Origin of the sequence: Mesorhizobium sp. B2-5-7 (assembly GCF_006440875.1) — a bacterium.
GTDB classification, from domain to species: Bacteria; Pseudomonadota; Alphaproteobacteria; order Rhizobiales; family Rhizobiaceae; genus Mesorhizobium; species Mesorhizobium australicum.
Window position 1 is genome coordinate 122,158 of the sequence record NZ_VFUO01000010.1, and the last position, 12,063, is coordinate 134,220.

Annotated in this window: 8 protein-coding genes and 3 pseudogenes; 3 read left to right on the forward strand and 8 right to left on the reverse strand. The window is 58.6% G+C overall.

What is annotated here, in order from left to right; all coding sequences use genetic code 11:
- Positions 1–2 precede the first annotated feature (2 nt).
- Genes FJ543_RS29955 through FJ543_RS29975 form a run of 5 tightly spaced genes read right to left on the reverse strand, consistent with a single transcriptional unit; the run spans position 3 to position 5,513 of the window.
- Positions 3–1,076 carry an oligopeptide/dipeptide ABC transporter ATP-binding protein gene (locus tag FJ543_RS29955; protein ID WP_064994214.1) on the reverse strand — a complete coding sequence of 358 codons (1,074 nt, stop codon included), beginning with the start codon at positions 1,074–1,076 and terminating at the stop codon, positions 3–5.
- Entirely contained in the window at positions 1,073–2,074 is a 1,002-nt protein-coding gene (locus FJ543_RS29960; protein ID WP_064994215.1) for an ABC transporter ATP-binding protein, read from the reverse strand. Before FJ543_RS29960 ends, FJ543_RS29955 begins: the two co-directional genes overlap by 4 nt.
- Before the next feature lie 7 nt (positions 2,075–2,081).
- Complete coding sequence (locus tag FJ543_RS29965; RefSeq protein WP_064994216.1) at positions 2,082–2,963, reverse strand: ABC transporter permease; 882 nt, start codon at positions 2,961–2,963, stop codon at positions 2,082–2,084.
- 1 nt (position 2,964) lies between these two features.
- Positions 2,965–3,906: an ABC transporter permease gene (locus tag FJ543_RS29970; protein ID WP_064994217.1), complete on the reverse strand. Its 942-nt coding sequence runs from the start codon at positions 3,904–3,906 to the stop codon at positions 2,965–2,967.
- A complete protein-coding gene (locus FJ543_RS29975; RefSeq protein WP_064994218.1) occupies positions 3,906–5,513 on the reverse strand; it encodes an ABC transporter substrate-binding protein in 1,608 nt (535 codons plus the stop codon). The genes FJ543_RS29970 and FJ543_RS29975 overlap by 1 nt, the downstream gene beginning before the upstream one ends.
- A gap of 812 nt (positions 5,514–6,325) precedes the next feature.
- Between FJ543_RS29975 and FJ543_RS29985 the strand changes: the two genes are divergently transcribed.
- Both FJ543_RS29985 and FJ543_RS32080 read left to right on the forward strand, forming a co-directional pair.
- Positions 6,326–6,655 (forward strand): hypothetical protein, encoded by a 330-nt coding sequence (locus FJ543_RS29985; RefSeq protein WP_064994219.1) that lies wholly within the window; start codon positions 6,326–6,328, stop codon positions 6,653–6,655.
- A gap of 272 nt (positions 6,656–6,927) precedes the next feature.
- Positions 6,928–7,426, forward strand: a pseudogene (locus FJ543_RS32080) (IS630 family transposase); the annotation flags it as partial.
- Between the two features lie 615 nt (positions 7,427–8,041).
- Here the strand turns inward: FJ543_RS32080 and FJ543_RS29995 are convergent.
- The 3 genes and pseudogenes from FJ543_RS29995 to FJ543_RS30005 all read right to left on the reverse strand — a co-directional run bounded on the left by FJ543_RS29995 (position 8,042) and on the right by FJ543_RS30005 (position 11,278).
- On the reverse strand, positions 8,042–9,271 hold the full coding sequence (locus FJ543_RS29995; RefSeq protein ID WP_084015912.1) for an acetyl-CoA carboxylase biotin carboxylase subunit family protein: 1,230 nt from the start codon (positions 9,269–9,271) through the stop codon (positions 8,042–8,044).
- Positions 9,272–9,500: 229 nt separating this feature from the next.
- Positions 9,501–9,808 (reverse strand): annotated as a pseudogene (locus FJ543_RS30000) (IS21 family transposase); the annotation flags it as partial.
- Between the two features lie 222 nt (positions 9,809–10,030).
- The gene (locus tag FJ543_RS30005; protein ID WP_064994224.1) at positions 10,031–11,278 is read right to left on the reverse strand and encodes an acetyl-CoA carboxylase biotin carboxylase subunit family protein; all 1,248 of its coding nucleotides are present in this window, start codon (positions 11,276–11,278) and stop codon (positions 10,031–10,033) included.
- A 267-nt stretch (positions 11,279–11,545) separates the two neighbouring features.
- Here FJ543_RS30005 and FJ543_RS30010 point away from each other — a divergent pair.
- Positions 11,546–11,746, forward strand: a pseudogene (locus FJ543_RS30010) (IS21 family transposase); the annotation flags it as partial.
- Positions 11,747–12,063: the final 317 nt, after the last annotated feature.

Consider the following 12,063-nt stretch of genomic DNA (forward strand, 5'->3'; position numbering starts at 1 on the left):
TGTCAGCGGCGCTCTCGAGATGTTCGAGCGGCGAAAGTTTCTGACATAACCATCGGATCGAGCGAATGATCCCCCGGCACAGGCATTAGATGGAGGATGTCTTGCAGCGGAGCGCGCACATGACAAGCCACGACCCGCCCATCTCCCATAGGCACCAAAGCCGGGACTTCGACACGGCAACGTTCGACCGCGAGCGGGCAGCGCGGATGAAACGCGCACCCGCTAGGCGGATGAATGGGACTTGGCACCTCACCCTCGACGGGCGCCTCCAGCCGAACGCGTGTCGGATCCGGGACCGGTGCTGCCGCGATCAGAGCCTCGGTGTAGGGATGGACCGGCTTGGCAAAGAGCGCCTCGCACGGCGCAAGCTCCACGAGCCGCCCGAGATACATGACCGCGACGCTGTGGCCGATATGCTCCACGACGCCAAGGTCATGTGAGATGAAGACAAAGGCGATGCCCATCTGCTGCTGGAGATCCAGGAGCAGGTTCAGGATCTGTGCCTGCACGGAGACGTCGAGGGCAGACACCGCTTCGTCGGCGATGATGAGAGAGGGGTTGAGCGACAGGGCGCGTGCAATGCCGAGCCGCTGACGCTGACCGCCCGACAATTCGGACGGAAGCCTGTGCATCATCTCGCGCGACATTCCGACTTTTCGGAGTAGATCCGCAGCGAGTGCGTTGCGCTGCCTTCGGCTGAGGCGCTCGAAATTCTCGACGGGTTCCGTGATGATCTGTCCGGCGGTAAGGCGCGGGTTCAGCGACGAGTAAGGATCCTGAAAGACCATCTGCATGCGACGGCGCCAGGCGCGCAGCGCGCCTTTTGTGAGGCCAGCAATATCGGTTCCCTCGATCAGCACGCGTCCGCCGGTCGGCTCGACGAGCCGCATCAGCAGTCGCGCGACTGTGGACTTGCCGCAGCCGGATTCGCCGACGATGCACAGCGTCTCCCCCGCCTCGACGCTGAAGGATACATCCTCCACCGCCCGGATCATCGGAATGCTTTTCTTGAATAGGCCCGAGCCAAGCGGATAATGCTTGGTCAGATTCTCGACTTTCAGCAGAGGACCGTTCATGCGCCCATTACCTCTTCGGCGCGCCAACAAGCTGCGGCCTGGCTCGACCCGACATCACGCAGGATGGGTGTCTTCTCGCGGCAAATATCGATCGCGAAGGGGCAGCGTGGTGCAAAGCTGCAGCCGACAATGGGCTCGCGCAGGTTTGGCACCACGCCGGGTATCTCCGGCAGGCGGTGCTCGCGGCCGCGCCGCCGGTCGGGCACCGATCGCATAAGCCCTTGAGTGTAAGGATGCGCCGGTCGCGCAAACAGGTCGATGACGTTGGCCTGTTCCACGATACGACCGGCATACATCACAATCACGCGCTGGCAGGTCTCGGCGACGACGCCGAGGTCATGTGTGATGAACATCACGGCCGTTCCCGTGCGCTCCTTCAGATCGACGATCAGCCGCAGGATCTGCGCCTGGATGGTGACGTCGAGCGCCGTCGTCGGCTCATCGGCGATCAACAGTTCCGGCGAGCAGGCCAGAGCCATGGCGATCATGGCGCGCTGGCGCATGCCGCCCGACATTTCATGGGGGTAGTTGTTGACGCGACGCTCAGGGTCCGCGATGCGGACGAGACGTAGCATCTCTTCGGCTTTCTTCATGGCCGCCGGGCGGGAAGCCTTGGTGTGGATCTGAACCGCTTCGGCGATCTGGTGCCCGACCGTATAGACCGGGTTTAAGCTCGTCATCGGCTCCTGGAAGATCATGGCGATCCGGTCGCCGCGGATCTTGCGCATCTCCCGATCGGACAGTCCAAGCAGGTCGCGACCCTGGAAGCGGACCTCGCCGCCAACGGTCCTGGCGCCCCGCTTTGGCAACAGGCGAAGGATCGACAGGGCCGTCACGCTCTTCCCGCATCCGGATTCGCCGACGACGCCGAGCGTCTCGCCTTTCTTGACCTGGAAACTGATGCCGCCCAGCGCACGGGTGACGCTGTCTTCGCCAAAGAAATGCGTTTCGAGGTCTCGCACCTCGAGCAGCAGGTCGTTTCCTAGCCTTTGATGCATCTGCGTGTCAGCGCCTCTGCCTGGCGCGGGGATCGAACAGGTCGCGCAGGCCGTCCCCGAGCAGGTTGACGGCAAGGACGGTGACGGCCAGGCAGATACCGGGGGCAAAGATCGTCAACGGCGCGATGGCGAGATAAAGCCGCGAGCTGGCGATCATGTTGCCCCAGCTCGGAATCTCGGGCGGAACGCCTACGCCAAGAAAGCTGAGCCCCGCCTCCGTCAGGATCGCGCTGGCGCAGACAGTAGCGCCCTGCACCATCAGCGCCGGAATAGTGCTGGGCAGGATATGACGCCACAGCACCCTTGTCAGGCGCGCCCCGCCGCACAGCGCGGCCTCAACATAGGGGCGCTCGCGAACCCCCAGCACCACCGACCGGACCAGCCGTGCGACGGCTGGGGTCTCGGGGATCGCGATCGCGACGATCAGGATGCCGAGCCCCGGACCTGTTAGAGAAATGAGCGCAATCGCCAGCAGGATCGTCGGGATCGACATCAGCCCGTCCATGATCCGCATGACGACATTGTCGAAGCTGCGGCTGTAACCAGCGATGACACCGATCAGGAGCCCGATCAGGGAAGCGCTCGCCGCCGACAGCAGCCCGACCAGGAGCGAGATGCGGGCCCCGAAGATCGTTCGCGCAAACACATCCCGCCCGAGATTGTCGCTGCCGAACCACATTTCGGCGGAAGCCGGCTGCAGCCGCTTGAACGGATCCATGTTCCCCGGATCGCCGGCGTAAACCCGCGCCGCCAGCGTCAGGATGATCAGAAGCCCCAGTAGGCCGCCGCCTGTCAGGACGAGCGGATGACGCCTTGCTAGACGCGGAAGATCAGACAGGCGCAGTCGCCTCGCCGGGACATCTTCAACTGGTGCCGACAAAATCGTCATATCAGTACCGTATACGAGGATCGATCAGGGTGTAGGCCAGATCGACCGTGAGGTTGATGAGCACGTATAGACCCGAGGTCACGATCAGCACGCTCTGGATGATCGGATAGTCGCGGTTGCTGATAGCATCGACGACCAGCCGGCCGATGCCGGGTATGTTGAACACCGTTTCGGTGAGGACCACGCCGCCGATCAGATAGGCGAAGCTGATGCCGATCACCGTCAGGATCGGGACGCCGGCATTCTTGAGGGCGTGGTGGATAAGCATGGCATAGGACGAAGCGCCCTTGGCGGCCGCCGTTCGTATGTAGTCTTCCGACAGCACCTCAAGCATGCTCGCCCGCGTCACCCGGGCGATGAACGCAATGAAGCCAAGACTTAACGCCACGGTGGGCAGCACCAGATGCACGAACCACGGCCCGAGGCCACTCTCGATCGGCAGGTAGCCCTGAACCGGCAGCCAATGTGTTCTGATGGCGAAGAAATATATCAGAAAATAGCCGATGACAAAGACCGGGACCGAATAGCCAAATGCCGAGAAGACCGCGAGCAGGCGGTCGATGAGCCCGCCGGTTCGCCACGCGGCAAGAATGCCGAATGAGACTCCGACCGTCACCGAAAGGATCATCGTCAGCATCGACAGCGAAAGGGTCGGCTCAAGCCGCTGCGACATCAGATCGAGAACGGGTCGGCCCGCAAAGATCGAGGTGCCGAAATCGCCGCCCAGCATGTCGCGCACCCAATGCATGAACTGAACCGGCATGGGATCGTTCAGGCCGAGCTTTTCGCGGATGCCGGCGATCATGTCGGCCGTCGCCGACTTGCCGGCGATGATCGCTGCCGGGTCGCCGGGCGCCATCCTGAGCAGCAGAAAGACGAAGATCCCGACCATCACCATGACAGCGATCGCCGAAACCAATCTGCGCAGGATGTAGGCCGCCATTAGGCGGAGGCTTTCCGCATGTTCCACATGGGGACTATCTGCGGCATGCCGATGAGATCTGTGAGTGACTTGCGGTGCGCGACCGGCGAGACATATGTTCCCAACCTCACGTCGCCGACAAAGTCCCACCAGATTGGTTGCATCTTGCGGGCCAGTGCCTTTCGCTCATCGAGCGTTGCGACATCTGCCCATTTGGCCCGCAGCGCCTCATACTCATCGTTCTTCGGCCAGCCGTACCAAGCGTCGTCTCCATTCGCGAGGAGAAGGGGGCTGGCGAGCGGATTACCTAGCGAATAATCGAATTCGGCCGTGATAAACATACTCCAGCCGCCGTTCTCAACGGGGTCCTTTTTCGCTCGGCGCGCGGTCAGTCCGCCCCAATCCATAGGCGCAAGCTCGGCATTGATGCCGATCTTGCGCAGTTCAGCTGCCAGAAACTGCGAGGCATTGTCGGACTCGCGCCAGTCGGTCGGATCGAGAATGACCACCTTCTCGCCGGCGTATCCAGCCTCCTTGAATAGCTGCTTGGCTTTTTCCGGGTCACCACCCTTCTTGTACCATCCCGTGTCCTCCTCGTTGGACACGAGCGTATCCTTGCCGAATATCGAAGTGACGGTGTCGACGTATTTTGGGTCTGGGTACATGATCCGCATGAACGCTTCCTGATCAATGAGGTGAAGCACCCCTTGGCGCGCCTTGATGTTATTGAACGGCGGATGCAGGAAGTTCATGCGAAGCACCACGTCCCAGCCCTGCTTGTCCAGAACCTGAAGTGCAAGATTGAGATCGCCCTCGATCACCGAGAACAGATCGGCTGGTGGCGACTCTACGTAATCGACCTCGCCTGCTTGCAAAGCCGCCATTGCCGTCTGCTGGTCAGCGATAACATCCCAGATGACGCGATCGACATTGACGACCTTCCCCCCGGCCAATCCCTCGGTCGGCTCCTTGCGTGGAACGTATTTTTCATTGCGATCATAGGTGATGCTCGCGCCTGGCTTGGCAAGAGCTTCATTGAACCTGAACGGGCCCGATCCGATATTCGTGGTCACCTGCTCCGTCGCGGGGCGATTCGCATCCTTCTCGCGCATTATGAAAAGGCATGGCGGCGTAAGGTCTGCCAGGATATCGATCAAAATCCCAAGCGATTCCTTGAGCGCGATCGTGAAGGTCTTCCCGTCCTTCGTCGAGATATCGCTGGCGCGAGCCATGATCAGCTGGCCGCCGGGATGCACCTGGCCCCAGCGACGGATCGAGGCCACACAATCCGCCGCGGTCACGGGGGTGCCGTCGTGCCAGCTGAGCCCCTCCCGCAATTCGAATGTATAAGTCTTCTTGTCGTCTGAAACGCCCCATTTCCCTACCATTTGCGGCCGCGGCATAAACTTGGAGTCGAGCGAGAACAGCGTGTCGTAAATCGCCGCCCCGTGGTCGGCGGTGATGTTCGTCGCCGTCCAGATCGGGTCAAACACACGCAGGTCGCCCTTCACCATATGCACCGTCCGCGCTGAGGCTGGCGATGTCTGCGCCCGCAGGACCGAAGGGATTGATAAAGCCGTTCCGGTGACCAAGCCCACTTTAATTAGGTCGCGTCGAGAGACTGTCATGTTCCAGTTCCCCTTAAATTAGTGGCGAGGCGGATCCGCGCCTGTGGGCAAATCTCGGAAAGTCTGACGTTCCCAATTGCAGGCTCTTATGACGACTTTCCGCCTACCAATCAGCATCACTCGCAAGCGGTCGTCAAATGCAGTTTGTATATGTCGTCATCTAAAAGCGAGATGGATAGCTGTCGAACGCAGCGCCGATCTGCGAAGCGGCACGCGGCCGGCGATACAATTCGGCCTGACCGAGAGTAAGACGCAGCGTGTTAGGTCTTCGCGCCGATTTCCGGCGGATCTTCCGATATCATGGATGAAGAACAGCGGCCTTCATCGCTTGGATGCTAACCTTGCGGAACAGGGAGTTTTCCTGGTCCGCTCCGAAAGCAGGGGCAGATCGCCTTCTGGCCACTCAGCGACGCCGAATGGATCGCGAAATTGATGATATCGGGACGGAGATCGAACGGCGACAATCTAGTCTACTAATTTGGCGTTGTCCGGGCCTCAATCACAGCGGGGAATGGCTACGACCGAGTACGAGAAGGAGGCGCCGCCACCAATCGTGCGACTGTGTTCAATGCGGGCCGGGCGTAGCGCTACGGATTTCGAGTGATTCCCGTCTCTCTGCAATCAAACACACGTAAACTGTCGGATCTTACAGCAGTTTTAGGAGAAACCTCTAGGCGCCTTCTAGTCCCTTTCTCGAACACTATGTCATCTACGTAGTGAAACCCAATCTTCAGATTTTTGATGAGCGAGCGAGTGTTACCTGGGCGAACGAACGCAGTCACTTTATTAATTTCTAAATAGTCGAAAGCAAATTGCACTACCGCTCTCCCAGCTTCGACCGCGATGCCTTTCCCGGAGGCAGCAAGGTGGAGGCGGGTTACAATTTACACGTTGCTCTCCTCTACGGAGTCTCCCCGTACAAGTCCACAGTAACCAGCGAATTTTTTGGCCTTACCCTCGTCTTTGATATCGATTATCCAATAGCCGAAACGATGATGCTGCCAATGATTGATGAACTGAAGAAGCTCAGCTTTCGTCTGCTCTATTGTCGGAGAGACTCCGTCTCTGATGGCGTTTACCACGAACGGATCGCTATGCAGTCCATGCAGAAGAATCTCGTCGCAATGCGACGGACACCTTAGGATGAGGTGGGACGTTTCGAGGGTGTACATCGGAAGATTCCTCTCTGGGCTGGCACTTTATAGTTTACGGAAGCTTAACAAAGTTTGAGCCATAACCTTTGAATGCGCGCTCCTTGGTTTAGATTTCTATGAACTCCCTTGTTTCGGGATGCTGTCGTTTTTTAAGATTCACTGATAGGCGCGGTTAATGCACGCTGGTATTGCTGAAGGCACCTAATGGTCTCCGCCTGACATAAGAGTTCTGGGGTAGAATTACCTGCTGCCTGTGCATCATGCGCGGTAGAATATCTCTAGCCGTCTCGCCTTCTGATCATCGGCGGCTGACCGCCCTGGTCATCGACCGCAACAGTCCGCAGAAGAATGTCTGGCGTGCCGAGACCGTGCTGTTGAGCGCCGATGGTGTTGGCACCGTCGAAATCATGCGGCGGACCGGCAAGTCCAAAACGTCTGGCGGTTGACAGCGAGCGCTTCGCAGAGGAAGGCTTTGAAAAACTGCTGCGCACAAGAAGCGGCCCTCGCGCACCCCCCGCTCGGCCCGGATGTCGCCGAACGCGTTGTTGCGCTCACGCTCGAAGACCCGCCCGCCGAGACGACGCGCTGGACGGCCGCCATGATGGCGAAGGTAGCCGACATCAGCGCCAGCGCCAGCCAGCGCATCGGGAAGGCGTATGGTCTTCAGCCACACCGCTCGCGGCAGTTCAAGCTCTCCAACGATCCGACATTTGTCGACAAACGGCGCGATGTCTCGGGCTTTACGTCGGTCCGCCGTCTGATGAAATTTTGCAGATCCAGGCGCCGGACCGAAGCCCCAGCCTGGCCTGTCCATGAAGCTGGGAGGCGGGGGCACCATGGCGCATGACTAGAAGTAGCACGGCACCACCGCTCTCTTTGCCGTGACCAACTTGCTCGACGGCGCGGCCGCAACATGCAGCGGCACCGCCACCAGTAGTTCATTCGCTTCCTCAATGACATCAACGCCGAAAGGCCGGCCAACAAGGCCGTCCAGTCTCGACAACTACTTGCTCACAGCTACCGAAAGTGCGCGCGTGGCGGCATCAGCGCTTCGCCTTCCGTTAATCGCAACGAATTTCCTAACCCTGGCCAAAGTGTACGGGCCGCGGCTTTGATGTACGGGCTCATATTTCAGAAGCACCGCTCATTGCAGGTCCAAATCTCACGCGAAGCTCTTCGTCGCTGCTTAGCGGCCAGACTTGTGGCGGGCACAACTAGGCGCTGAAGTCCCTTGCTGCTCTCCCCGATCCTGGATTCCGTGTCAGGACTTGGTAAAATCAGAAAATACTTCTCCCCTACTGCGATAAAGCTTTCATTATCTCCTATCTGCCGCACCTTCGCTTCCGGCCCAGAAGAACGAACTGAAGATTATTACTAGTCCCCAACTGGTGGAAACGGTGTGATCGACCAATTGATTAAATCGACAGCACGCTGAAGGGCGATCTCGGTCTCAGCAAGGCGCGGGGAAACAGCTATGACCCATCCTAGCGAGTCTCGGTAATCACCTTGCCTGACAATCGGCGTCTTGGGTTCAACATACAATTTGACCGCGGCGACACCTGGTACAGCAGCCGCCAGACTGTCGCCATCAATCCAATCGAGGATGCCATCGCGATCAGGAAGCAGGCACCGCCAGGCAGCAATGTGAGACTGCCTTCTGCGCAAATCCCATTCCTTACCAATGACAAGCTTGATGTGCTCGGCGATGAGATCGACGCCGTAGGCCAGCTGAACCGCATCAGGACCGCCACCAAGACGCGGATTGACTTCAATGACGACCGGGCCCCGCTTGGTCCACCGGAGTTCAACGCACGTTGGTCCCCAGCCAAGGTCGAGAGCTGGCAAACAACTCAGCGAAACGTTGGCGATACGCTCATGCTCCTCATCAGCAAGCGGTGCTGGAAAGATGCCTTCACGGAAGACGAAATGCGGTGGGCGGTCGAAATCAGCGGCCTCAATCCCAAACACCTCATTTCCCATTATATGAACAATATAATGGGGGCCTTGTGCGAATTCTTCGACCAGTATCCTCGACGAAGACTGCAATACGTGCTTCCCGCCCAACAGAAAGGCTGTATATTGAGCCACCTCTTCGACGGTACGGCCCAATCGGACACCGATGCTGCCGCTGCCTACCGTAGGCTTCAGAACTACCGGCAGGCCGAGCTCCGCAGCGCAGCTTTCAACCTCCGCCGCATTCGCTGCGAGGCGATATGCAGGTATCGGAACCCCAGCCTCCGCAAGGAGCTGACGTTGAGTGAATTTGTCGCAGCATCGTTCAATCGATGCGGGGTTCGGTCCTGGTAGATTGAAATGCCGGCAGAGCTTGCCAACTGTCGCATAGACCGACTCGTCGTCACCCGCAAACCCAGTAATGCCAGCAATGCCGTACGTTGCATGCAACCAGGAACATTCGCGGATCAGCGCATCGAGATCGTCTGTATTGACCCGGATTGCCTCAACGTTTTCCACCGCAAGATAGTTATACCGGTCTGGATCGGCTGAAAGGGTAACTGGATGAAGACCTAGACGCTGGGCCGCCTGGATATATAACGGACCATTGCTCCTTGAGCCTTCAATCAGGATGAGCGCTCTTCTCGCCATGGCTGTTAACTCCGATGTTGTGTGCTGTTGGGCGTCTGAGGCGTAAAAGCAACATCACAGCTTTTTGCTGTACCCCGGCTTAATCTACCACAGTCAGATACCTGCGATCGCGAAGACTTGTGAGTTTTTCATGCAAGATCTGTTACACGACGGAATTAGTCGATTCCTCGGTGGTGATGCTGCACAGCAGGGCATGGCCTAGGAGCCTGTCCGACACGCGGGCTGGGGTCGCTTGTAGCTGGCCCTCGATCCCGTCCGGCAGCTTTTGAATGAGGCTCCCAAAGGCGAAGGTCAGATTGGATGCGCCCAGCACCGCGACAAAAATCTGCGCCGGTAAATGACGCCGGTCGCCGGATCGATCACCGGGACCGTGTGCCCGGAATAGCCCGTCTGCATCACCGCGCCCGCCGCATGCCGATTGCTGAATGTCGCGCTCGTCCGGCGTTCGAAAGCGGCGAAGTGCTCGCAGAACCAGGTGTAGCCGTAGCCGTCGGGATGGACGGCGCGATACTCCTGCCACAATAGCGTCAGCGCCACTGTTTCGTCATCATTCCCGAGAATTGCAATGGAGCCGGAGCGTCAGACGAAAGCAGGGGTCCCTGCGTTCGAAGAGCGCTTGGTCAGGACAACCCAGACATGCGCCATCTTGGCGGCAAGTGCGACAACAGCTTTGTTCCGGTGCATATCGATCATCTGCAAGGCCTGGAAAAAAGAGCCCGGACGATTCACACTCCATCCGCTCCGCGCTACCTAACTGCGCTAGGAGTAAGGGGCTGCAGGCTGTTCCTGTTCATTCACACTCGGAAATGGTGTGATCGACCAGCTAACTAAGTCGACGGCACGCTGAAGTATTGCCTGGGTCTGAGCAAGGTTGGGCGAAACGGCCATGACAGATCCGAGAGAGTCTCGGTAATCACCTTTCCTGACGATCGGCTTGTTGGGTTCAACATAGAATTTGACCTCAGCGACACCTGGTACAGCAGCGGCCTGACTGCCGTTGTCGATCCAATCGAGGGTGCCATCGCGGTCGGGAAGTAGGTTCCGCCAGCCCGCAACGTTTGAGTGCGTTTTGCGCAAATTCCATTCATTGCCGATGACAAGCTTGATGTGCTCCGTAATGAGATCGACACCGTCAGCCAGCTGGATGTGTTGAGGACCGCCACCAAGGCGCGGATTGACTTCAATGACGACTGGACCAACCTTCGTCCACCGGAGTTCAACGAAGCTTGGCCCCCAGCCAAGGCCGAGAGCGCGCAAACAGCTCAGCGATACATCGGCCATGCGTTTCTGCTCGTGACCAGTAAGCGGTGCCGGATAGATGCCCTCACGAAAGACAAAATGGGGTGGACGGTCGAAGTCAGCAGCCTCAATCCCAATAACCTCATTTCCCATAATATGGGTGGCATAATAAGGTCCTTGTGCGAATTCTTCCACGAGTATTCTCGGGGAAGACCGCCATGTGTACTTACCGCCCAACAGATAGGTGGTATGTTCGGCTACTTCGTCCACATTGCGGCACAATCGGACACCGCTGCTGCCGGTGCCTACGGCCGGTTTGAGAATCACTGGGAGGCCAATTTCGGCGGCAGCGATTTCTGCATCCGCGGTGTTCATTGCCAAGCGATAAGCAGGCATTGCCACGCCAGCCTCAGCGAGGAGCTGACGTTGAAGGAATTTATCACAGCATCGTTCAACCGATTCGGGGTCCGGGCCCGGTAGGTCGAAGTGCCGGCAGAGCTTGCCAACCATCGCATAAATCTCTTCCTCGGCGCCCGTAATGCCTGCAATCTTATAGGTCGCACGCAGCCGGGAACATACGTGGATCAGCGCATCGAGATTGGCTGTATCGACAGGGATTGTATCAACGCTTTCTGCTGCAAGGTAGCCGTACGGAGCTGGATCAGCCGACAGGGTAATTGGATGAAGACCAAGACGCTGGGCCGCTTGGACGAATAGCAGACCCATACTCCTATGGCCTTCAACCATGATGAGCGCTCTTCTTGTCATTGGCCCTGACCTTTATTGCATGCTATGCGGTGGTCCGAGCGTAAAAAGCATCAGCTCCTTATCGCTCCCGGACCTCAGATTTGGCGGTGAAGTTATCACTGTCGGCGGCCTGCGGTTGCAAAGATTCGCTAAGCTTTAGTTTAAGATTCAACGATTAACGCTGCAGCCGTTGCAGCGCGGCGCGCTCTGACAAAGCTGCGTGCCGACGTTCCGGCGAAGCAGCTGTGGCGCATTTTGTCAGGCCCGGAGAGTTCTGGTGTCCGCCCGCGGTCGCGGCGTCGTTGATCCTTCTTCTCGAACGCCGAGCTCAACGCGGCGATCGCCTAACTGCTAGAGAATCTGAACAATCGGCCGATGCGCCATGTCGGCCAAAGCCGCCGCGAACTGTTCGAGGAGATCGAGCGGGCCGCCTTGAAGCCGCTGCCGGCGGCCGTTCTAATACCCGAGTGGAAGTCGGCGAAGGTCCACCTGACATCGAGTCCGACAAATGCTTCCCTATAATCTTGCTCCCCTATAATCTGCCACGGCTCGTCCTACTGTGATGAGGATCGGCTCGGCCCGCCCGAGTAACCCTCGGACGCGCAGTGTAGGGCGAGCCACCTCACCGGCAGAAGCGGACATACGGTCTTACTCTCGATCAGCATCTGCTCACGAAGGTTGCGGTCAAGTGTAAGACCGTATGTCCGCTTCTGCCGGTGAGGTGGCTCACCCTACACTGCGCGTCCGAGGGTTGCTCGGGCGGTCCGAGCCGATCCTCATCACAGGAGGACGAGCCGTGGCAGATT

What these genes read in the sequence shown, in the direction of transcription:
- FJ543_RS29955 (WP_064994214.1), bottom strand. Translation starts at nt 1,076, where the DNA reads ATGAACGGTCCTCTGCTGAAAGTCGAGAATCTGACCAAGCATTATCCG.
- FJ543_RS29960 (WP_064994215.1), bottom strand. Translation starts at nt 2,074, where the DNA reads ATGCATCAAAGGCTAGGAAACGACCTGCTGCTCGAGGTGCGAGACCTC.
- FJ543_RS29965 (WP_064994216.1), bottom strand. Translation starts at nt 2,963, where the DNA reads ATGACGATTTTGTCGGCACCAGTTGAAGATGTCCCGGCGAGGCGACTG.
- FJ543_RS29970 (WP_064994217.1), bottom strand. Translation starts at nt 3,906, where the DNA reads ATGGCGGCCTACATCCTGCGCAGATTGGTTTCGGCGATCGCTGTCATG.
- FJ543_RS29975 (WP_064994218.1), bottom strand. Translation starts at nt 5,513, where the DNA reads ATGACAGTCTCTCGACGCGACCTAATTAAAGTGGGCTTGGTCACCGGA.
- FJ543_RS29995 (WP_084015912.1), bottom strand. Translation starts at nt 9,271, where the DNA reads ATGGCGAGAAGAGCGCTCATCCTGATTGAAGGCTCAAGGAGCAATGGT.
- FJ543_RS30005 (WP_064994224.1), bottom strand. Translation starts at nt 11,278, where the DNA reads ATGACAAGAAGAGCGCTCATCATGGTTGAAGGCCATAGGAGTATGGGT.